Raw genomic sequence first — 21032 nt, forward strand, 5'->3', positions numbered from 1 at the left:
CCGTCGACCTCCGTGCCGTCGACCTCCGTGCCGTCGACCTCGGTCTCAGCCTCGGCGCGCTGGTCGCACGCCTGGTAGTAGGCCTCCTGGCTGTCGATGACCGCGTTGAGCGGGCCCTGCCACAGCCACGGCGCGCCGCACGCGTCGTTGAGGATGTCGATGCTGCCACCCTCGAGCGAGACGAGGCTGCTGAGCAGGTCCGTCGACGGCGCGTCCGCACCGCTGCAGGCGGTGTAGTGGGCCGACTGCTCGCCCAGCACCGTGTTGATCGGGCCCTGCCACAGCCACGGCGCGGCGCAGGCGTTGTTCAGCAGGTTGGCGCCGTCGCCGGTCAGCGTGCCGTCGTTGTTGCAGGCGGCGTAGTGAGCGGCCTGGCCGTCGTTGAACCCGTTGACCGGGCCCTGCCACAGCCAGGGCAGCGCGCACACGTTGTTGCCGACGTTGATGCCGTCGCCATAGGTCGTGCCGTCGCTGTTGCAGGCGACGTACGTGGCCTCCTGGCCCTCGTTGAACACGTTGGCCGGGCCCTGCCAGAGCCACGGGAGGGCGCAGGCACCGTTGAGCACGTTGATGCCGTCGCCGTAGGTGGTCTCTTCGGTGTTGCAGACCACGTAGTAGGCGGACTGGTCCTCGACGGCGCCGTTGGCCGGGCCCTGCCAGAGCCACGGAGCGGCGCAGGTGTTGTTGAGGACGTTGATCCCGTCGCCGTACGAGTCGGCGCCGTTGTTCAGGACGTTGATGCCGTCACCGATCGCGATGCCGGTGTTGCCGTTGCAGGCCTCGTAGTAGGCTTCCTGGCCGCCGACGAAGATGTTGAACGGGCCCTGCCACAGCCAGGGCAGTGCGCACAGGCTGTTGCCGACCTCGATGTCACCGAGACCGAGGGTGTCCAGCAGGCCGTCGGCCTCCTCGACGCTGGTGATCTCGTTGGGGAGCTCAACCCCCTTCCCCTCCTCGGCCGTGGCCGCCGGCACGCTCAGGGCGAAACAGGCGGCGAGCGCAGCGCCGGCCACAACGGCGCCACGCAGCACTGTCTTCAACACAATTCTCCTCAAATCATTCGAAAGGTGTTTCCCCAGGCAACCTGTTTTCTGGGTGCCCGCCAGGGAGTACATTCAACCCCCTGACCAGAGGTGTCAAGGTACTCTACAAAAGGTCATTCTTCTAGGTGACATACCGGTGACACCACTTCCGAAGGCCCTTTCTGTCCGAATTAGGGGAGAGGGTCTGCAATGATTGGTCTGTGCGCCGCGACGTGATCCCGAGCCCGAACATCTGGCACTATCCGGACGTCTACGAAATGGAGAACCGGGGCGTCGACCCCGACGGCGTCATCGAGGCGGCCATGCTGGGCATCCACGACTGGGCCGGCCTCGACGTGCTCGACGTCGGCTGCGGCGCCGGGTTCCATCTGCCCCGGTTCGCCGCGTCGGCCCGCCGCGTCGTCGGCGTCGAGCCGCACCCGCCGCTGGTCCGCCGGGCACAGCAGCGGGTCGCCGCGCTGCCGGCCGCGGTGCGTTCGCGCATCACCGTCCAGCGCGGCAGGGCGCAGCAGCTGCCGCTCCCGCCGGCGTCCGTCGACGTCGTGCACGCCCGCTGGGCCTACTTTTTCGGTCCCGGCTGCGAACCGGGGCTGGCCGAGGTCGCCCGGGTGCTGCGCCACGGCGGCACCGCGTTCGTCATCGACAACGACGCCACGCGGTCGACCTTCGGTCGCTGGTTCCGCACCGGCCTGCCGTCGTACGACGCCGAGGCGGTGGAACGGTTCTGGGCCCGGCAGGGCTGGCACCGCGAGCCGCTGACGATGCGCTGGGAGCAGCCCGACCGCGCGTCGTTCGAGGCCGTCGTGCGCATCGAGTTCGACCCGAAGACCGCCGACGCGATCCTGGCCGAGCACACCGTCAGTTCCGTCGACTACGCCGTCAACCTGTTCTGGCGCCGCTTCTGACCGTGAACTCGCCGGCGTTGTCGGTCCGGCCGTCTACGGTTCTGGGCATGGCGAAGGCGAAGACGACGGCCCCGGTGTTCCGGTGCTCCGAATGCGGCTGGTCCACGGCCAAGTGGGTCGGCCGGTGCGGCGAGTGCCAGGCGTGGGGCACGGTCGAACAGGCCGGCGCGGCGAAGGCCGGCGTCACGGTCGCCGGCCCGGTCACCGAGGCGGCCCGGCCCATCGGCTCCGTCGCCATCGAGGCGGCGCGCTCGCGACCCACCGGCGTCGGCGAGTTCGACCGCGCGCTGGGCGGCGGGCTGGTGCAGGGCGCCGTCATCCTGCTGGCCGGCGAGCCCGGCGTCGGCAAGTCGACCCTCCTGCTCGACGTCACCGCGCGGTGGGCGCACGAGGCCGGCCGGGCGCTCTACGTCACCGGCGAGGAGTCCGCCGCCCAGGTGCGGCTGCGGGCCGAGCGCACCGGCGCCGTCGCCGACCACCTCTACCTCGCCGCCGAGACCGACCTGTCCGCCGTCCTCGGGCACATCGACGAGGTGCGGCCGTCGCTGCTGGTGCTCGACTCCGTCCAGACGGTGTCCAGCCCGGCCGTCGACGGCGCGGCCGGCGGCGTCACGCAGGTCCGCGAGGTGGCCGCGTCGCTCATCCGGGTGGCCAAGGACCGCGGCATCGCCACCATCCTCGTCGGCCACGTCACGAAGGACGGCAGCATCGCCGGGCCGCGGGTCCTCGAGCACCTGGTCGACGTCGTGCTGCACTTCGAGGGCGACCGCCACTCGCGGCTGCGGCTGGTGCGCACGGTCAAGAACCGGTTCGGCCCGGCCGACGAGGTCGGCTGCTTCGACCTCACCGACACCGGCATCAGCTCGCTCGCAGACCCCACCGGGCTGTTCCTGTCCCGGCACGCCACGCCGGTGCCGGGCACCTGCATCACGGTGACGCTCGAGGGCCGGCGCCCGCTGCTCGGCGAGGTGCAGGCGCTGGTCGCGACGTCGGCGCTGGCCACGCCGCGGCGGGCGAACAGCGGGCTCGACTCCTCCCGGGTGGCCATGGTGCTGGCCGTGCTGGAACGCCGCGGCCAGGTCCGGCTCAGCAACAGCGACGTCTACACCTCCACCGTCGGCGGCGCGAAGCTGTCCGAGCCGTCCACCGACCTCGCGCTGCTCCTGGCCGTGGCCAGCGCGGCGTCCGGCTCGCCGCTGCCGGCCGGGCTCACCGCGCTCGGCGAGGTCGGGCTGGCCGGCGAGATCCGCCGGGTGTCCGGCCTGAGCCGGCGGCTGGCCGAGGCCGAGCGCATGGGGTTCACGACGGCGCTGGTACCGGCCGACCCCGGCCCGGTGCCCGGCGGCATCCGCGTCATCGAAGTGGCCGATGTCGGACAGGCGCTGGCCGCCGCGCGACGCGATGCCGGGTTGGCCACGGATTCGCCGCAGCACAGCTGAATCGTTGCGTGGTATTGACGCGAACGTCGCCGCACACCGGCACATCACGCCCTAGACTGTTCTATCCAGCGTCGTCTGCCGTCCCTCGCCGGGGCGGTGCCGTGCGACCGTACACTGTTCATCACGAGAAGCCGTCCGGGTCACGACAGGGGTCACGTGCAAGGCATCGATCGAGCCGGCGCCGACGCGAAGCTGCGCCTGGCTCTGGCAGCTGTGGCGCCCGGCACAGCGCTGCGCGAGGGCCTCGAGCGCATCCTGCGCGGCCGCACCGGCGCCCTGGTCGTGCTCGGCTACGACAAGACCATCGAGGCCATGTCCACCGGCGGCTTCAGCCTCGACGTCGAGTTCAGCGCCACCCGGCTGCGCGAGCTGGCGAAGATGGACGGCGCCATCGTCGTCGACCGCGACTGCACCAAGATCCTCAAGGCGGCCACCCAGCTGGTGCCCGACCCGTCCATCCCGACGACGGAGTCCGGCACCCGGCACCGCACCGCCGAGCGGGTGGCCAAGCAGACCGGTTTCCCGGTCATCTCGGTGAGCCAGTCCATGCGCATCGTCGCCATCTACGTCGACGACATCCGCTACGTGCTCGAGGACGCCGGGCAGATCCTGTCGCGGGCCAACCAGGCGCTGGCCACGCTCGAGCGCTACAAGCTGCGCCTCGACGAGGTGTCCGGCACGCTGTCGGCGCTGGAGATCGAGGACCTCGTCACCGTCCGCGACGTCGTCTCGGTGGCGCAGCGGCTGGAGATGGTGCGGCGCATCTCGGTCGAGATCGACGGCTACGTCGTCGAGCTCGGCACCGACGGCCGGCTGCTGAGCCTGCAGCTCGACGAGCTCGTCGCCGGCGTCGACTCCGACCGCGAGCTGGTGATACGCGACTACCTGCCGGCACCGTCCGGCCGCCGCAAGCGCAGCCTCGGCGAGGCCATCAGCGCGCTCGACACGCTGTCCGGCACCGACCTGCTCGACCTCGGCGCGGTGGCCCGGGCGCTGGGCTTCCCCGGCGGCGGCGAGCAGCTCGACGCCGCCGTGAGCCCGCGCGGGTTCCGGCTGCTGGCCCGGGTGCCGCGGCTGCCCGACAGCGTCATCGACCGCCTGGTCGAGCACTTCGGCGGCCTGCAGAAGCTGCTGGCCGCCAGCGTCGACGACCTCCAGGCCGTCGAGGGTGTCGGCGAGTCCCGCGCCCGCAGCGTCCGCGAGGGGCTCTCGCGGCTGGCCGAGTCCAGCATCCTCGAACGCTACGTCTGAACCGTCGGGCTTGGCCGTCGTTGGTGAGTTGGGCCGTCCCCCTGCTGCCCGATTGTCTTGGCCGCGTGTGCGCGCCTCAAGTCCGCGGCCTCTGACTGTGTACTGCTCGCTGTGGTTGGGGGCCTTGGACTTGGCCCGCGCGCCCGCGGCTAAGAACGGGCAGCTATCAGGGGGACGGGGGGAGTGTGGCGACGGCTGCCGGGGTCGTCGGCCCCGATACTGTGTGGCGTTGGTGTCGTTCGGCGTCCACTAGGCGAGATTTCACCGTGATTCGGGAGCCATCACGAGGATTGCCCCAGCGTCAACACCCCTACAGGCATGGTGATGCTCAGGTAATCCTCGTGATGTAGGCGATCGCCGATGATCATCGCGATCCACGACCGGACAAAACGGCGCGAAACGGGCACGCCAACGCCGAGGCGTGCCCACATCCTCCCCGTCCCCCTGATAGCTGCCCGTTCTTGGCCGCGAAGCCGCGGGTCAAGTCCGCCCCTCGTCGCGAAGCGACTCCATGGCGGACTTGAGGCGCGGGTTCGCGGCAAGAGAATGGGGCAGCAGGGGGACGGGGAGCCCACCCACGGATCCAGGGCAGAAGGCCCCGAACATGACTCGTGGGCCCGGCCGCCCTCTCGGGAGGGGGCCGGACCCACGAGCTCTCATTCACTTTTCACCACGGCGAGGGGTGGGCTCGCCGTGCTCGATCGCCGGGTCGGACCCGGCGGCTCTCAGAGCGAGCGCGCGGCGTCCGCCTCGGCGGAGTCGCCGGTGATGCCGCCCTGCGGAACCTCGACGCTCAGCTCGGGGAAGCTCAGCAGGCCGACCTCGGCGCTGGCCACCTCGACGTCGCCGACGACCGGGACGGGCACGCTCACCGTGACGCGCACCGACAGGCCGCCGCCCGAGGCGGACGCGACCGTGCCGTCCTCGGCGAGGACGGTGTCGGAGTCGCGGTAGTCGGCGAAGTTCAGGTTCACCGACAGGCCGTTCAGCTCGAAGGTCTGGTCGAAGCCCGGCTCGACGTCGATGACCTCGTCGTCACCGACGTGCAGCTCGAGGGCCGGCAGCTCGTAGTCGAACGTCGCGCCGCCCGGCTCGCCGGTCGCCTCGAGCCGGCCCCACGCGTTCGGGGTCTCGCCGTCGTCGGCCCCGGCGAAGCCGAGAGAGATGCCGCCGTTGGCCGCCCCGCCCAGGATGCTCAGGTCCGCGAACCGGCCGCTGACCTCAGCGTACGCACCCAGGGAACCGTCCTCCTTCGGGAAGGTGCCGGTCTCCTGCAGCAGCTGGCCGGCGCCGACGGTGACGACCGGGCTGCCGACCGGCAGCTCGATCGGCAGCAGCTCGGTGACCGCCCCGAGGTCCGCGACGTCGATCAGGTCGACCTCGCCGACACCGGAGTACAGCGACGTCAGCACGCCGCCCTCGCCGCCCTCGGTGACGAGGTCGTCGTTCCAGTTGGCCTTGGCCTCACCGGAGATCGCGTCGAGGTTGCCGAGGATCGGCACCTCGAGGCCGTGCAGGCCGTAGGTCGCCGCCTCCGGCTCCTCCGGCAGCGCGACCTGCTCGACCAGGTACGGGACGTCGAACTCGGCGCCCGCGCCGCCGATGCTGGCGATCGTGCCGAACGCGCGGGAGTGGACGCCCTCGTCCTCGCCCTCGATGCCGGCCGAGTTCGCCTCGGACTCGATCTGCCCGACGGTGACGTGCGCGTCGAGCTCGGGCACCTGCACCGGGATCGGCGCCTGGGCGCCGGTCCTCACCTGAGCAGTGGCGTAGTAGCCATCCGCTGCGATCCTGAACTCGCCGGAGCGCTGGTCCGGCCCGGCGGCCTGGCCGGACTCGGCGGCCTGTGCCTGCAGCCCGGCGGCCGAGCAGGCCAGCGCCGCGCCGGCCACACCCGCTGCCACCTTGACCGCACCACGACGCACACGCCGCCGGTCAGTCGCTTCCAGAGTCATACTTGCTCCTTCTCCACTACCTTTCCGGCCTTGATGACGTCAAAGTCCGGATTTTCCCTATGCGCAAGTATTGATCACGCGGCAAAGACGCTAACTACGCAACTGATCGCGAGTCAACGACCATGACGAAATGTCATCGGCGAATGTTTTCCATTGTCCTTTTCGACCCTTTGCGCCCGGCCGGCGGCGGCGCTTTAGACTCGGGTCCGATGCACGCCGCCGTCCTGTCCTGGTACTCCGCGCACGCGCGCGATCTGCCGTGGCGCGCGCCGGACCGCACCCCGTGGGGCGTTCTGGTGAGCGAGATCATGTTGCAGCAGACGCCGGTCGTCCGGGTCGAGCCCGTGTGGCACGAGTGGATGCGCCGGTGGCCGCGACCGGCCGACCTCGCCGCCGAGGAACCGGGCGAGGCGATCCGGGCCTGGGGCCGCCTGGGCTACCCGCGGCGGGCGCTGCGACTCCACGCGGCCGCCGCGGCGATCGTCGAGCGGCACGGCGGCATGGTGCCCGCCACGTACGACGAGCTGATCGCACTGCCCGGCATCGGCGACTACACGGCCGCCGCCGTCGCGTCGTTCGCGTTCGGTGCCCGGCACGCCGTCCTCGACACCAACGTCCGCCGGGTGCTCGCCCGCGCCGTCGCCGGGACCCAGTACCCACCCACGGCGCCGACGGCCGCGGAACGGCGGCTGGCGCAGGATCTGCTGCCCGACGCCGACACGGCGCCGCGCTGGGCGGTCGCCGTCATGGAGCTGGGCGCACTCATCTGCACCGCGCGGTCGCCGCGCTGTTCGTCCTGCCCCATCGCGAGCGAATGCGCCTGGCGGCTGGCCGGTTCCCCTCGCGACGACGGCCCGCCGCGGCGTGGCCAGGCGTGGCACGGCACCGACCGCCAGGTGCGCGGCCGCCTGATGGCGGTGCTGCGCGAGTCGGCCGGCCCGGTGCCGAAGCGGCTGCTGGACGCGACGTGGGCCGAGCCCGTGCAGCGCGAGCGAGCGCTGGACGCACTGGTCGCCGACGGCCTCGTCGAGCCCCTGGACGGCGACCTCTTCCGCCTGCCCACCTCCACCCCGCAAAGTTGATCTTCTGAGGGTGGGGGCGTTCGGCGAGGGCGGCGACCGCGGCTGGTCATCACCTCGGCGTGACCACTCTTGACCGTCGGTAATCATTTCGCTACGTTCCGCCACAAGCTGGCTCGCTGAAAACGGCAACCGCCCATCCTCTGGGGAGGCCCGCATGCCCCGGTTCCACCGTCGCAGCCTGTTCCGCGCCGCCGCCACGGCGGCCGCCCTGCTCATCGCCTCGCCCGCGCTGGCCGGCCCCGCGGCCGGCGGCACCACCGCCCTCACCGATGAGGGCACCGAATGGGTCGCCGCCCAGCTGGCCGGCATGACGCTGGAGGAGAAGGTCGGGCAGCTGTTCGTCGTCCAGGTGTACGGGGCCGACGCGCACACCGTCACCGCCGCGCAGCGGGCCAGCAACCAGGCCGCCTACGGCGTCGACACCCCGGCCCAGGTGGTCGAGAAGTACCACCTCGGCGGCGTGATCTACTTCGCGTGGGCCGGCAACGTCACCAACCCGGAGCAGATCGCCCGGCTCTCCAACGACCTCCAGCGGACGGCGACGGCGGACGGCGGGCCGCCGCTGATCGTCTCGACCGACCAGGAAACCGGCATCGTCGCCCGGATGCCGGCTCCCGCGACGCAGTTCCCCGGCGCCCAGGCGCTGGCGGCCGCCGGCAGCACCAACGCCGCCCGCGAGGCGGCCCGGATCACCGCCCGCGAGCTGCGCGCCGTCGGCATCAACCAGAACTTCGCCCCGGTGGCCGACGTCAACGTCAACGCCGAGAACCCGGTCATCGGCGTGCGCAGCTTCAGCTCCGACCCGGCCATGGCCGCCGAGTACGTCGCCGCCCAGGTGGCCGGCTACCAGCTCGGCGAGGGCGTCGCGGCCGCGGCGAAGCACTTCCCCGGCCACGGCGACACGACGACCGACAGCCACTACGGCGTGCCGGAGATCGACCACACCCGGCAGGAGTGGGAGACCATCGACGCGCCGCCGTTCCGGGCCGCCATCGACGCCGGCATCGACGTCATCATGACCGCGCACATCGTCGTCGACAGCCTCGACCCGACCGGGGTGCCGGCGACGCTGTCCGAGCCGATCATCACCGGGCTGCTCCGCGATGAGCTCGGCTACGACGGCGTCGTCATCACCGACGCGTTGAACATGGAGGGCGTCCGGCAGGGCTTCGGCCCGGCGCGGGTCCCGGTGCTCGCGCTGCGGGCCGGCGTCGACCAGCTGCTCGTGCCGAAGGACGGCGACATGGACGTCATGTACCAGGCGGTGCTGCAGGCCGTCCGCGACGGCGAGATCAGCGAGCAGCGGCTGGACGAGAGCGTCGAGCGGATCCTGCGGCTCAAGTGGGACCGCGGCATCACCGAGGACGAGCAGGTCGACGTCGAGCGCGTCGCCCGCACCGTCGGCAACCGCGCCCACCAGATCGCCGCCGAGCGCATCACCGACCCGACCGTCACGGCGCTGCGCAACACCGGCGCCGACGGCGCCGCCATCCTGCCGGTGGCACCCACCAGCAGCGTCAACGTCGTCACGACGAACACCGCCGCCGGCAACGACCTCGCCGCGGCCCTCCGCGAGCGCGGCGCGACGGCGGCCGTCCAGGCGGTCGGCACCCGGCCCAGCGACGCCGCCATCGCCGCCGCCGTCCAGGCCGCGCCGTCGCACGACCTCACCGTCGTCATCACGTCCAACGCCTGGGACATCGCGGCGACGGACCCGGAGGGCCGGCAGCGCCGGCTGGTCGCCGAGCTGGCGGCCACCGGGCACGCCGTCGTCGCGGTCGCCGCCCGCAACGCCTACGACGTCGCGTACCTGCCGGAGACCGCGGGCTTCCTGGCCGCCTACTCGTCGACGACGGTGTCGATGCGCAGCGTCGCGAAGGTGATCACCGGCGAGTTCTCCCCCGCCGGCCGGCTGCCGGTGGTCGTCCCGGCCGCCGACGGCAGCGTGCTCTACCCGATCGGCCACGGCCTCACCTGGTGACCCCCGCCCGACCACCCCGAGGAGCCCCCATGGATCGCCGTACGTTCATCGCTTCGGCCGGCGCCGCCGCTGCCGTCCCCGCCATCGGCTTGACCGGAGGCGGGGGTGACGACGGCGACGGCGACAAGGTCACGCCCGCGCGGGCGGTGCTCACGGGCGCGCAGCGGCTGGCCGACGACGGCTGGACGGCGCTGTCGGGTCACCGGGTCGGCGTGATCTCGAACCCGACCGGCATCCTGCCGGACGCGTCGCACATCGTCGACAGCATGGTCGCCTCCGGCAACGTGAACATCGCCGGCGTGTTCGGGCCGGAGCACGGGTTCCGCGGCTCCGCACAGGCCGGCGAGGCCGAGGAGACCACCATCGACCCCCGCGCCGGGGTCACGGTCTACGACGCGTACGGCGCGCAGGAGGCCGGCTTCATGCGGATGTTCGCCGAAGCCGGTGTCGAGGTCGTGGTCTTCGACATCCAGGACGTCGGCGCCCGCTTCTACACCTACATCTGGACCATGTGGTCGGCGATGCGCGCGGCCGCTCGCATGGGCCTGAAGTTCGTCGTGCTGGACCGGCCGAACCCGGTCGGCGGCACGGCGTACGGCCCCATGCTGTTCCCCGGGTTCGAGTCCGGCGTCGGCCAGCGCTACATCGTGCAGCAGCACGGCATGACCGTCGGCGAGCTGGCCCGTTTCTTCAACGCCGAGTTCCTGCCCGACGACGCGGGCGCGAGCGTCGAGGACCTCGAGGTCGTGACGATGCGGCGCTGGCGGCCGGAGATGCGCTACGCCGACACCGGGCTGCCGTGGGTGCTGCCCAGCCCGAACATGCCGACCCCCGACACCGCTCAGGTCTACGTCGGCACCTGCGTGTTCGAGGGGACGGCGGCGTCGGAGGGCCGCGGCACGACCCGGCCGTTCGAGCTGATCGGCGCGCCGTACGGCACCTACCACTGGGCCGACGACCTCAACGCCGCCGGGCTGCCGGGCGTCGACTTCCGCGAGGCGTACTTCGTGCCGACGTTCAGCAAGCACGTCGGCACGGTCTGCGGCGGCGTCCAGCTGCACGTCACCGACCCGGCCGCGTTCGACCCCGTCCGCACCGGCGTCGAGATGCTGGTCGCGGCGAAGCACCGGTACCCCGACGCGTTCTCGTGGCGGGGCGGCGGCACCAGCGACGGCTTCATCCACAAGCTGCACGGGTCGGAGCGGCTGCGGGTGATGGTCGACGCCGGAGCGTCGGCGGCGGAGATCGTGGCGTCGTGGCAGGACGAACTGGCCGAGTTCGACCAGCGCCGGCAGCCCTACCTTCTCTACCGGGGCCGGCGATGACGGCGCGCAGAATCGTCCTCGTGACCGCACTCACCGCCGCTCTGCTCGCCGGCGGCGCCCCGGCCGGCGCCCAGGGCGACGACGGCCGGTTCGACCGCCCGCACGACGGCTTCATGTCGCCGCGCACGACGTTGCACGAGGCCGACCCCGCCGACGTCGGCCTCGACCCCGACCGCATCGAGGCGCTGGTCGACCGCGCCGCGGCGTACACCGAGACGCCGCCCGGGGCGACGCACCCGCTCTACTCCGGGATGACGGTGCTGGCCGCCCACGGCGGCCGGGTCGTCGCCGAGGATGCCGCCGGCTGGGCGCTGCGGTTCGCCGACGGCACCGGCGCCGAGCTGCCGCGGGACGAGTGGATCGCGGCGGATACCGACACCATCTACGACCTCGCCTCGGTGTCGAAGCTGTTCACCACCATCGTCGTACTGCAGCAGGTCGAGGCCGGGCGGGTCGACCTGGACGCGCCGGTCGCCCAGTACCTGCCGGCGTTCGCCGCCAACGGCAAGGAGGCGATCACCGTCCGGCAGCTGCTGACGCACACCAGCGGGCTGGTCGCCTGGCTGCCGCTGTGGCGCGACTGGCCGACGCCGGAGGCGCGGATCGCCGCCGTCCTGAACACCACGCCGGCCAGCCCGCCCGGTACCACCTACGTCTACTCCGACCTCAACATGATCACCGCGGGGCTGATCGCCGAGGCCGTCACCGGTGAGCCGCTGGACGAGCTGGTGGCCGACGGCATCACCGGGCCGCTCGGCATGGCCGACACCGGCTACAACCCGCCGGCCTCGGAGCTGGAGCGCATCGCCGCGACGGAGTTCCAGGCGACGCCGCCGCGTGGCCTCGTCCGCGGCGAGGTGCACGACGAGAACGCCTGGTCGCTGAACGGCGTCGCGGGGCACGCCGGCGTGTTCGGCACGGCGCAGGACCTCGCCCGGCTGGCGCAGGCGATCCTCAACGGGGGCGCCTACGGCGGCGAGCGGATCCTGCGGCCGGACACCGTCGAGACCATGCTCACCGACGAGAACGCCGCCTTCCCCGGCAACGCGCACGGCCTCGGCTTCGAGCTGAACCAGCGCTGGTACATGGACGCGCTGTCGTCGCCGTCGACGGCCGGGCACACCGGCTTCACCGGAACGAGCATGGTCATCGATCCGCAGTCGCGCTCGTTCGTCATCCTGCTGACCAACCGGGTGCACCCGTCGCGCAACTGGGGCACCATCAACCCGGCCCGGCGTGCGGTCGCCCACGAGCTCGCCTACGCGCTCGCCGTCGACCCGCGCTCCGGCGACGACGCCTGGCGGGCGCACGAGGGCGACGCGACGACGTCGACGCTGAGCCTGCCGGTCGAGCTGTCCGGCAGCTCGACGCTGCTGTTCGACCTGTTCGTCGACACCGAGTCGACCGACCGGCTCATGCTGGAGCGGTCGGCCGACGGCGGCGCCACCTGGACGCCGGTGCCGTTCACGGCTCGCGCCGGCGCCGACCGGGTCGACGCCGCCGACGGCGTGATCAGCGGCTACCAGGGCCGGCAGTGGTGGACGGTGCGCGCCGGGCTGCCCGGCGACGGCGACACGATCCTGCGCTGGCGCTACGTCACCGACGCGCTCTACCAGGGCCGCGGCGTCTACGTCGACGGCGTCAAGGTGCGCACCCGCGGCAAGCCCGTGTTCGACGGCGAGCGGGAGCCCGAGCGGTTCGTCGCCGACGGCTGGGTCAGATCAGCTCGATGAGGTCGGCCACGGAGTTGACCACGTGGTTCGGCTGGAACGGGAACCGGCCGATGTCGGCGCGGGACGTGGAGCCGGTGAGCACGAGGTAGGTGCGAAGGCCCGCCTCCATGCCCGCGACGACGTCGGTGTCCATGCGGTCGCCGACCATGGCCGTCATCTCCGAGTGCGCCTCGATGGCGTTCATCGCGCTGCGGAACATCATCGGGTTCGGCTTGCCCACGTAGTAGGGCTCGCGGCCGGTGGCGCGGGTGATCATGGCGGCGACGGCGCCGGTGGCCGGCAGCGGCCCCTCCTGCGACGGTCCGGTGGCGTCGGGGTTGGTCGCGATGAACCGGGCGCCTTCGCCGATCAGCCGGATCGCCTTGGTGATCGCCTCGAACGAGTAGGTGCGGGTCTCGCCGAGCACCACGTAGTCGGGCTTGGTGTCGGTCAGCACGTAGCCGATCTCGTGCAGCGCCGTGGTCAGCCCGGCTTCGCCGATGACGTACGCCGTGCCGCCCGGGCGCTGGTCGTCGAGGAACTGCGCGGTCGCCAGCGCCGACGTCCAGATGGCCTCCTCGGGCAGCTCCAGCCCGGTGCGCGCCAGCCGGGCGGCGAGGTCGCGCCGGGTGTAGATGGAGTTGTTGGTGAGCACCAGGAAGCGGCGCTCACGGTCGACGAGGCGGCGTAGGAAATCCGCGGCTCCGGGAATGGCGCGGTCCTCGTGTACGAGGACGCCGTCCATGTCGGTCAGCCAGCACTCGATCTCACGGTCGCTCACGAGTCCACTCTAGGGTGTCGCCGGTTCGCGCCCGGACGGCCGGACAGATCGGGTAATGTCGCCGGGGTTTGACCGATCACGACACCCCCTTCATTGGAGTACCTGGAGATGACTCGTTCCACCCGGTCCGCCTCGCTGCTCGGCGCGGCGGCCGCCCTCGTCCTCGGCCTGACCGCCTGTAGCAGCGGCGGCGACTCGGAGTACTGCGACCTGCTCCGCAGCGCCGAGGAGGACACCTCGCTGGCCGATGCCGACCCCACCGACGCGGAGGCCATGGAGGAGTTCTCCAGCCGCATCCAGGAGATCGTCGACGCCGCCCCCGATGACGTCAAGGGCGACTGGGAGACCTTCCAGTCGGCCATGGACGCCGTGAGCGACCCCGAGGCGGCGGCCGAGCAGGACCCCGAGGCCGCACTGACCGCCACGGAGAACATCAGCCAGCACGCTCAGGACGAGTGCGACATCGAGATGGGCTGAGCACAGCCCAGCACGCGGAACGGCCCCGGAGCACGGATGCTCCGGGGCCGTTTCGTGTGGGACGTCGTTACGACGTCTTCTCGCGCTTGCTCGCCGCGGCCGTCCCGCTGGCGGCGCCCGCGCCGACCGGCGTGGCCACCTCGGCCAGCTCGGACTTCGGGCTGCCGGCGAACGTGAACGCCGCGTCGGCGCCCTCGCCCTCGACGTCGACCAGGACGAGCTCGCCCGCCTTCAGGTCGCCGAAGAGGATCTTCTCGGACAGGGTGTCCTCGATCTCGCGCTGGATGGTCCGGCGCAGCGGCCGGGCGCCCAGCACGGGATCGAAGCCCTTCTTCGACAGCAGTTCCTTCGCGGCCTGGGTGAGCTCCAGCCCCATGTCCTTGTCGCGCAGCCGCTCGTCCAGCTCGGCGATCCGCAGGTCGACGATGCGCAGCACCTCGTCCTGGGTCAGCTGGTGGAACACGACGATGTCGTCGACACGGTTGAGGAACTCGGGCCGGAAGTGCTGCTTGAGCTCCTCGGTGACCTTCGCCTTCATGCGGTCGTAGCTGCCGGTGGTGTCGTCGGCGGCGGAGAAGCCGAGGTTGACGCCCTTGGCGATGTCGCGGGTCCCCAGGTTCGTGGTCATGATGATCACGGTGTTCTTGAAGTCCACGACCCGGCCCTGTGCGTCGGTGAGCCGGCCGTCCTCGAGCACCTGCAACAGTGAGTTGAAGATGTCGGGGTGGGCCTTCTCGACCTCGTCGAAGAGCACGACGGAGAACGGACGCCGGCGCACCTTCTCAGTCAGCTGGCCGCCCTCTTCGTACCCGACGTAGCCGGGCGGGGAGCCGAACAGCCGCGAGACGGTGTGCTTCTCGGAGAACTCGCTCATGTCCAGCTGGATGAGCGCGGACTCGTCGCCGAAGAGGAACTCGGCCAGCGTCTTGGACAGCTCGGTCTTACCGACGCCGGACGGACCGGCGAAGATGAACGAGCCACCGGGACGCTTCGGGTCCTTCAGGCCGGCGCGAGTACGGCGGATCGACTTGGACAGCGCCGAGATGGCGTCCTCCTGGCCGATGATCCGCTTGTGCAGCTCTTCCTCCATGTGGAGCAGGCGCGAGGTCTCTTCCTCGGTGAGCTTGAACACCGGGATGCCGGTGGAGAACGCCAGCACCTCCGCGATCAGCTCGTCGTCGACCTCGGCGACGACGTCGAGGTCGCCGGCCTTCCACTGCTTCTCGCGCTCGATCTTCTGCGCGATGAGCTGCTTCTCCTTGTCGCGCAGCGACGCCGCCTTCTCGAAGTCCTGCGAGTCGATCGCGGACTCCTTCTCGCGGCGGACCTCGGCGATGCGCTCGTCGAACTCGCGCAGGTCCGGCGGCGCCGTCATGCGACGGATGCGCAGCCGGGCACCGGCCTCGTCGATGAGGTCGATCGCCTTGTCGGGCAGGTACCGGTCGGAGATGTAGCGGTCGGCCAGCTGTGCCGCCGCCACCAGCGCGCCGTCGGTGATGGACACCCGGTGGTGCGCCTCGTAGCGGTCGCGCAGACCCTTGAGGATCTCGATGGTGTGGGCCAGCGTGGGCTCCTGCACCTGGATGGGCTGGAACCGGCGCTCGAGAGCGGCGTCCTTCTCGACGTACTTGCGGTACTCGTCGAGCGTGGTGGCGCCGATGGTCTGCAGCTCACCCCGGGCCAGCATGGGCTTGAGGATGGACGCGGCGTCGATGGCCCCCTCGGCGGCACCCGCACCGACGAGCGTGTGGATCTCGTCGATGAACAGGATGATGTCGCCGCGGGTGCGGATCTCCTTCAGGACCTTCTTCAGCCGCTCCTCGAAGTCACCGCGGTAGCGGGAGCCCGCCACCAGGGCGCCGAGGTCGAGCGTGTAGACGTGCCGGTCCTTCAGCGTCTCGGGCACCTCGCCCTTGACGATGGCCTGCGACAGCCCCTCGACGACGGCGGTCTTGCCGACGCCGGGCTCGCCGATGAGCACGGGGTTGTTCTTGGTGCGGCGGGACAGCACCTGCATGACCCGCTCGATCTCCTTCTCGCGGCCGATGACCGGGTCGAGCTTGCCCTCGCGGGCGGCCTGGGTCAGGTTGCGGCCGAACTGGTCGAGAACGAGCGAGCTGGACGGCGCCTCGCCCTGCGGGCCGGCACCGGCGGTGGCCGCCTCCTTGCCGCCCTGGTAACCGGACAGCAGCTGGATGACCTGCTGGCGGACGCGGTTGAGGTCGGCGCCGAGCTTCACCAGCACCTGGGCGGCGACGCCCTCGCCCTCGCGGATGAGGCCGAGCAGGATGTGCTCGGTGCCGATGTAGTTGTGGCCGAGCTGCAGCGCCTCGCGCAGGCTCAGCTCCAGCACCTTCTTGGCCCGCGGCGTGAACGGGATGTGCCCGCTGGGCGCCTGCTGGCCCTGGCCGATGATCTCTTCGACCTGTTGACGCACGGCCTCGAGCGAGATGCCGAGACTCTCGAGCGCCTTCGCCGCCACACCCTCGCCCTCGTGGATGAGGCCCAGCAGGATGTGCTCGGTGCCGATGTAGTTGTGGTTGAGCATCCTGGCCTCTTCCTGGGCCAGGACGACAACGCGCCTCGCGCGGTCGGTGAACCTCTCGAACATCAGTGGCGCTCCTTGCCGAGCGGTCGGCTGTGGAGACGGGGACTCCACATCTGACCATTCGATGCTATATCCGCCGGCCGCCTCTCTCTCCGCGGTGCTCTTGGAACGAGACGATGGCGGCGGATCCTTCGTACTTACTGTGCCTGCAAGAACACCACGCCGGGTACCCGATGTTCCACTCGATGAGCCTGTTGGCCCCGGAGTTCGCTGCGGGCGAAGTTCCGTAGAGTGGCCGGATGCGCCGCGCGGTGGTCTCCCTCGCCGTGGTGGCGGCCTTGGCGGGCGGCTGCGGAGGCGCTCCCGCGCCGGGGGCGAGCCGGACCCCGTCGGCGCCGGAACCGTCCACCACCGTCGCCCAGGCGGGCCCGGCCGAGCCGGAACCGGCCGGGTCGTGGGACGAGCTGCGCGGCCGCCTGACGGCGCTGGACGCCGACGTCGGCATGGTGGCGGCACGGGTCACCGACGACGGCGGCTGCGAGCCGGTGGCGGAGCTCGACCCCGCCACTGCGCGGCCCATGGCGTCGATCTTCAAGCTGTACGTCCTCGGTGCCGTCGCTGCCGCCGTCGACGCCGGTGAGCTGGCCTGGACCGACCAGCTGACCGTCAGCGGCGCGGTGCGCAGCCTGCCCTCCGGCGAGCTGCAGGACGCACCCGACGGCACGCGGGTGACAGTGCGCGAGGCGGCCGCCGCGATGATCGCGATCAGTGACAACACCGCGGCGGAGCTGCTGATCGACCGCGTCGGGCGGAGCGCCGTCGAGGACGCGATGAGGACGCTGGGGCACACGCGGCCGGACCTCAACCGCCCGTTCCTCACCACGCGCGAGTTCTTCACCGTCGGCTGGGGCCGGCCGTCGCTGCGCGCCGACTGGGCGCGGGCGGGCGCGGCGGCGCGGGCCCGGATCCTGGCGGCGCTGCCGCCCGGTCCGCTGCGGGTGACCGGCCGCGACATCGTCGACCCCGCGTGGGACTCGGGGGTCGACTGGTTCGGTTCCGCCCTGGACGTGTGCGCGGCGCAGGCGGCGCTGCACGTAGGCCGGTCGGACCCCGCGCTGCGGTCGGTGCTCGGCCGGAACCGGGGCGTGACGATCGACGGCGACGAGTGGCCGTACGTCAGCTTCAAGGGCGGCAGCGCGCCCGGCGTGGTGACGGCGTCGTGGTACGGCGAGCGCGCCGACGGTGAGCGGTATGTCTTCGTCATGCAGGCCGCGGCGGCCGATGCCGCCGCGGTGGCCGATCACGACGCGTTCTTCGCGCTCGGCGCTGAGGCGTTCGAGCTGCTAGCGGCCGATCACCAGGGGCCGTAGGGCCCGTCGTGGGTGTTGCCGTTCCGGCGGCCGCCGCCGTACTGCCGCACCGCCGGCCGCACGTCGACGAGGTAGACCGCGGCGCCTACCACACCCAGCAGGTTCACGAAGAACAGCGGCGTGGGGAACAGCGCGATCTCGACCAGCAGCGCGACACCGAGGATCGCGAGCCAGATCGGCTTGGTCCACTTGCCCGCGGCCGGGAACGCCTGCGTGGGGACCCGGAGCGCGTCGAAGAAGGCGTACCCCTTCAGCCCCAGAGCGCCGATGCCCAGGAGGATCAGGATCCAGGACTGGAAATCCCCGAACATGTTCACCCGCCCCACTGTACGTGATCGGCAGCGGGCTCAGCACTGCCGAACCGCCGCCGATCACGGCCGGACTCCCAGGTCAGCGCTTGGTCTTCCGGTCGTCGGCGGCCTTGCCGGTGAGCTGGGCGACGTCGTCGGCGGCGTCGGCCACCCGGCCGCGCACGTTCGCGACGGCGTTCTCGACGACCGGGCCGTACTCCTCGCGGAGCTTGGTGACGACGCCCTCGCCGCGGGTGGCGAAGCTCTCGTACGCCTTGCCGGCCTCGCGACCGGCGTCGGCCAGCAGCTCGCGCACCTTCTGCGGCAGGTCGGCGGCCTTCGCCTGAGCCGACAGCAGCAGGTCCGGCAGGCCGGCACGGAACGCCCGGACGTCGGCGGGCAGCTCGGCGAAGCGGGTGCGGAACTCGGCGCGCAGCTTCTCGTCGTTGACGGCCTCGGTGACCTTGGCCGGCAGCTCGCGCAGCGCGGCCACGGCGGCGTCGGCCGCGCCGGCGGCGGCGTAGAGCGGCCTGCGGTCGTGAGTGGGGCTGGTGGTGGTCTCGGTGGTCATGGGGTTCACCCTTCTTTCTCGGTACCGCGCCGCGCGGCGTTGGCCGCCCGGAACGACGCGTACACGTCGAGCAGCGCGCGCTTCTGCTGCTCGTCGAGGCCCGGGTCGGCCAGGACGGCGTCCTCGACGCTGTGGTCGCCGCTGGGTTCGTCCAGCAGCCCGGCCCGGACGTAGAGCGCCTCGGAGGAGATCCGCAGCGCCTTCGCGATCTGCTGGAGCACCTCGGCCGACGGCTTGCGCAGGCCGCGCTCGATCTGGCTCAGGTAGGGGTTGCTGACGCCGGCGAGGTCGGCGAGCTGCCGCAGCGAGAGCTGCGCGGTGCGCCGCTGCTCGCGGAGGAACTCACCGATCCCGGCCTTCGTCATACCGACGACGATAGCTAACTATTGCAAGCATTTGCAAACGTCGGTTAGCGTCACCGGCACTTCGCGTCGCCGAGGACCGCTTGACCCGCTGCGACCAAGCACGGTCAGCTATCAGGGGACGGGGGCAGAGCGGGAACGCCTTGACGTTCTGTACCCGCTTCGCTCTGTTTTGTCGGGCTGTGGAGAGCGATGATCATCAACGATCACCTACATCACGAGGATTACCTGAGCATCACCATGACTGTAGGGGTGTTGACGCTGGGGTAATCCTCGTGATGGCTCCGGAATCACGGTGAAATCTCACCACGTGGACACCCAGCGACACCAAACTCACACCGAAACGGGCCCAGAGGCCTGGCGCCGTCGCCACATTGCCCCCGTCCCCCTGATAGCTGCCCGTTCTGAGCCGCGGGCGCGCGGGTCAAGCGGTCATCGCCGGCGCGAAGCGCCCAACAGTCCGCTTGAGGCGCGCGCCCGCGGCCAAGACAATCGGGCAGCAGGGGACGGCCAACGCCCAGCGAACCAAGCGAACCCTCAGTGCGACGACGGAACGACCGGCAGACCGTCCTCCAGCTCGGCGAGCGTGAGCAGCACGAGCGACGACGTCCAGGCGAGGGGGGCGACGGAGGCCGGGGTGGCTTCGGCGTCGACCTTCTCGGGGAGCGAGCCGAGTGGCGTGCGGTAGCTGTCGAGGAACGTGAGCAGGCGGTCGGCGTCCTCGCGGTCGCCGTTGCCGGCCAGCGCGAGCGCCAGCAGGGCGGTCTCCGGCGTCCACGCGACGTCGACGTCCTTGCGCCACGCCTCGCCCGGGCGGTGGCCGCCGTTGGGCACCCGCAGCGCCAGCTCCGTCGCCCGCACGGCCTCGCTGACCTCGGGCGTCGACGGCGCGAACGGCGGGGCGAGGAACGTGACGGCGGCGTCGGCGCCACCGTCGGGCAGGGTGCGCGGGTAGCCGTGCGCGCCGAACTCGCGCTCGATGGCGTCGTCGAGGCGGCGGGCGGCGTTGCTCCAGACGAACGGGTCCTCGACCCCGATGAGCGGGGCCAGCGCGAGCGCCGACCGCAGGCCGAGCGACAGCGGCGCCGCCACCCCGAGCGTCAGCTCCGTCTCCTCCTTCTCCCAGTAGTCCGACGACGGTTCCGGCAGGCCGTCGTCGCCCAGGGAGCGGACGATCGCATTGGCGGACGCGATGACGGCCGGGCGCAGCTCCTCCAGCACCGAGGACGCGGCCTCGCGCTCGGCTGTCTGCGAGACCAGCCAGACCGCCCACAGCACCCAGCCCGTGCTGTCGAGCTGCTTGGGACGATCGTCGGGCGGGCCGGACCCGTCGGCCAGGTAGCGCGCCTCCCACTCGCCGTCGGCGGGGGCCACCCGGGCGAGGAAGCCGAGCACGTCGGCGGCCTCGTCGTCGTGCCCGGTGACGGCGTACGCGGCGGCCGCGAACGAGGCGTCGCGGGGCCAGACGTGCCGCCAGGCGGTGACCGGGGCGGCCATCAGGGCGCCGGTCGGCGACGTCAGCGCGCGCAGGTCGAGCAGCGCCCGCTCGGCCATCGCGTGGTACCGGGTGCCGTGGCCGGGAATGACGCCGCCGGCCAGCCAGCGGCAATCGTCGTCGATGCGGGCCGTGACGGCGGGGTCGGCACGGTCCTCGGAGCTGAGCACGCTGGTGCCGGGCACGAACGCGGCCTCGGAGCCGGCCGGCACGGTGGCCACGGCGCCGCCGGGCTCGACCATGACGCCGTCGGCCCGGAGAGGGAGGACGGTCCCGCGCGACGGGGCCATGCTGAGTGCGGCGATGACGAGGATCACCGCCGGGAGCCCGATGCGCCACCCGAGGCGGCGGGACGATCGCACGAGACCAGCGTACGTGGTCCATACCATTCCAGCGTTCCCCGCCAGGTCACGGTTCGGTCGCCGTTCGTTCGCCCGCCGTTGCC

General features: G+C 71.7%; 17 protein-coding genes. 9 read left to right on the forward strand and 8 right to left on the reverse strand.

What is annotated here, in order from left to right; genetic code table 11:
* A partial coding sequence (locus DY240_RS31635) for a hypothetical protein (RefSeq protein WP_158602725.1) occupies window positions 1–1040 on the reverse strand: 1040 nt, incomplete at its 3' end.
* Between the two features lie 260 nt (window positions 1041–1300).
* Between DY240_RS31635 and DY240_RS03955 the strand changes: the two genes are divergently transcribed.
* The 3 genes from DY240_RS03955 to disA all read left to right on the forward strand — a co-directional run bounded on the left by DY240_RS03955 (window position 1301) and on the right by disA (window position 4638).
* Window positions 1301–1948, forward strand: coding sequence for a class I SAM-dependent methyltransferase (locus DY240_RS03955; RefSeq protein ID WP_119658700.1), 648 nt, complete (start codon window positions 1301–1303; stop codon window positions 1946–1948).
* A 47-nt stretch (window positions 1949–1995) separates the two neighbouring features.
* Window positions 1996–3387: a DNA repair protein RadA gene (radA, locus tag DY240_RS03960; protein ID WP_119658664.1), complete on the forward strand. Its 1392-nt coding sequence runs from the start codon at window positions 1996–1998 to the stop codon at window positions 3385–3387.
* A gap of 120 nt (window positions 3388–3507) precedes the next feature.
* Window positions 3508–4638, forward strand: a complete 1131-nt coding sequence (gene disA, locus DY240_RS03965; RefSeq protein ID WP_407659277.1) for a DNA integrity scanning diadenylate cyclase DisA — start codon at window positions 3508–3510, stop codon at window positions 4636–4638.
* Window positions 4639–5363: 725 nt separating this feature from the next.
* On the opposite strand, the gene DY240_RS03970 is transcribed toward disA, so the two are convergent.
* Entirely contained in the window at window positions 5364–6542 is a 1179-nt protein-coding gene (locus DY240_RS03970; RefSeq protein ID WP_147375187.1) for a hypothetical protein, read from the reverse strand.
* A gap of 173 nt (window positions 6543–6715) precedes the next feature.
* Here DY240_RS03970 and DY240_RS03975 point away from each other — a divergent pair, with 173 nt between their 5' ends.
* The 4 genes from DY240_RS03975 (at window position 6716) to DY240_RS03990 (ending at window position 12714) form a co-directional block, all read left to right on the forward strand.
* The gene (locus DY240_RS03975; protein ID WP_407659275.1) at window positions 6716–7675 is read left to right on the forward strand and encodes an HhH-GPD family protein; all 960 of its coding nucleotides are present in this window, start codon (window positions 6716–6718) and stop codon (window positions 7673–7675) included.
* Window positions 7676–7829: 154 nt separating this feature from the next.
* Window positions 7830–9656, forward strand: a complete 1827-nt coding sequence (locus tag DY240_RS03980; RefSeq protein WP_119658667.1) for a glycoside hydrolase family 3 protein — start codon at window positions 7830–7832, stop codon at window positions 9654–9656.
* Window positions 9657–9685: 29 nt separating this feature from the next.
* On the forward strand, window positions 9686–10981 hold the full coding sequence (locus DY240_RS03985; RefSeq protein ID WP_119658668.1) for an exo-beta-N-acetylmuramidase NamZ family protein: 1296 nt from the start codon (window positions 9686–9688) through the stop codon (window positions 10979–10981).
* On the forward strand, window positions 10978–12714 hold the full coding sequence (locus DY240_RS03990) for a serine hydrolase domain-containing protein (RefSeq protein ID WP_119658669.1): 1737 nt from the start codon (window positions 10978–10980) through the stop codon (window positions 12712–12714). The genes DY240_RS03985 and DY240_RS03990 overlap by 4 nt, the downstream gene beginning before the upstream one ends.
* Here DY240_RS03990 and DY240_RS03995 read toward each other — a convergent pair.
* Window positions 12698–13438, reverse strand: coding sequence for an HAD-IIA family hydrolase (locus DY240_RS03995; RefSeq protein ID WP_119658701.1), 741 nt, complete (start codon window positions 13436–13438; stop codon window positions 12698–12700). The two genes, DY240_RS03990 and DY240_RS03995, sit on opposite strands and share 17 nt — an antisense overlap.
* Window positions 13439–13582: 144 nt before the next feature.
* On the opposite strand from DY240_RS03995, the gene DY240_RS04000 reads away from it, so the two are divergent.
* Entirely contained in the window at window positions 13583–13951 is a 369-nt protein-coding gene (locus tag DY240_RS04000) for a hypothetical protein (RefSeq protein ID WP_147375188.1), read from the forward strand.
* Between the two features lie 67 nt (window positions 13952–14018).
* Here DY240_RS04000 and DY240_RS04005 read toward each other — a convergent pair whose 3' ends face one another.
* Window positions 14019–16562 (reverse strand): ATP-dependent Clp protease ATP-binding subunit, encoded by a 2544-nt coding sequence (locus tag DY240_RS04005; RefSeq protein WP_119658671.1) that lies wholly within the window; start codon window positions 16560–16562, stop codon window positions 14019–14021.
* A 236-nt stretch (window positions 16563–16798) separates the two neighbouring features.
* Here DY240_RS04005 and DY240_RS04010 point away from each other — a divergent pair, with 236 nt between their 5' ends.
* The gene (locus DY240_RS04010) at window positions 16799–17869 is read left to right on the forward strand and encodes a serine hydrolase (RefSeq protein WP_119658672.1); all 1071 of its coding nucleotides are present in this window, start codon (window positions 16799–16801) and stop codon (window positions 17867–17869) included.
* On the opposite strand, the gene DY240_RS04015 is transcribed toward DY240_RS04010, so the two are convergent.
* From DY240_RS04015 to DY240_RS31640, 4 genes are all read right to left on the reverse strand, one after another.
* Window positions 17854–18180, reverse strand: a complete 327-nt coding sequence (locus tag DY240_RS04015) for a DUF2516 family protein (RefSeq protein ID WP_233552603.1) — start codon at window positions 18178–18180, stop codon at window positions 17854–17856. The two genes, DY240_RS04010 and DY240_RS04015, sit on opposite strands and share 16 nt — an antisense overlap.
* A 79-nt stretch (window positions 18181–18259) precedes the next feature.
* Window positions 18260–18730, reverse strand: a complete 471-nt coding sequence (locus DY240_RS04020) for a hypothetical protein (protein ID WP_147375189.1) — start codon at window positions 18728–18730, stop codon at window positions 18260–18262.
* Window positions 18731–18735: 5 nt separating this feature from the next.
* Window positions 18736–19095, reverse strand: a complete 360-nt coding sequence (locus DY240_RS04025) for a helix-turn-helix domain-containing protein (protein WP_119658675.1) — start codon at window positions 19093–19095, stop codon at window positions 18736–18738.
* Between the two features lie 534 nt (window positions 19096–19629).
* Window positions 19630–20949: a glycoside hydrolase family 15 protein gene (locus DY240_RS31640; protein WP_158602726.1), complete on the reverse strand. Its 1320-nt coding sequence runs from the start codon at window positions 20947–20949 to the stop codon at window positions 19630–19632.
* Window positions 20950–21032: the final 83 nt, after the last annotated feature.

The sequence above is a fragment of the Jiangella rhizosphaerae genome (assembly GCF_003579925.1).
Classification (GTDB): Bacteria; Actinomycetota; Actinomycetes; order Jiangellales; family Jiangellaceae; genus Jiangella; species Jiangella rhizosphaerae.

Coding starts and splice junctions, on each gene's coding strand:
- radA (WP_119658664.1), top strand. CDS start 1,996: ATGGCGAAGGCGAAGACGACGGCCCCGGTGTTCCGGTGCTCCGAATGC.
- DY240_RS04015 (WP_233552603.1), bottom strand. CDS start 18,180: ATGTTCGGGGATTTCCAGTCCTGGATCCTGATCCTCCTGGGCATCGGC.
- DY240_RS03990 (WP_119658669.1), top strand. CDS start 10,978: ATGACGGCGCGCAGAATCGTCCTCGTGACCGCACTCACCGCCGCTCTG.
- DY240_RS03980 (WP_119658667.1), top strand. CDS start 7,830: ATGCCCCGGTTCCACCGTCGCAGCCTGTTCCGCGCCGCCGCCACGGCG.
- DY240_RS03955 (WP_119658700.1), top strand. CDS start 1,301: ATGGAGAACCGGGGCGTCGACCCCGACGGCGTCATCGAGGCGGCCATG.
- DY240_RS04005 (WP_119658671.1), bottom strand. CDS start 16,562: ATGTTCGAGAGGTTCACCGACCGCGCGAGGCGCGTTGTCGTCCTGGCC.
- DY240_RS03985 (WP_119658668.1), top strand. CDS start 9,686: ATGGATCGCCGTACGTTCATCGCTTCGGCCGGCGCCGCCGCTGCCGTC.
- DY240_RS04020 (WP_147375189.1), bottom strand. CDS start 18,730: ATGACCACCGAGACCACCACCAGCCCCACTCACGACCGCAGGCCGCTC.
- DY240_RS04010 (WP_119658672.1), top strand. CDS start 16,799: ATGCGCCGCGCGGTGGTCTCCCTCGCCGTGGTGGCGGCCTTGGCGGGC.
- DY240_RS04025 (WP_119658675.1), bottom strand. CDS start 19,095: ATGACGAAGGCCGGGATCGGTGAGTTCCTCCGCGAGCAGCGGCGCACC.
- DY240_RS04000 (WP_147375188.1), top strand. CDS start 13,583: ATGACTCGTTCCACCCGGTCCGCCTCGCTGCTCGGCGCGGCGGCCGCC.
- DY240_RS03995 (WP_119658701.1), bottom strand. CDS start 13,438: ATGGACGGCGTCCTCGTACACGAGGACCGCGCCATTCCCGGAGCCGCG.
- DY240_RS03975 (WP_407659275.1), top strand. CDS start 6,716: ATGACGAAATGTCATCGGCGAATGTTTTCCATTGTCCTTTTCGACCCT.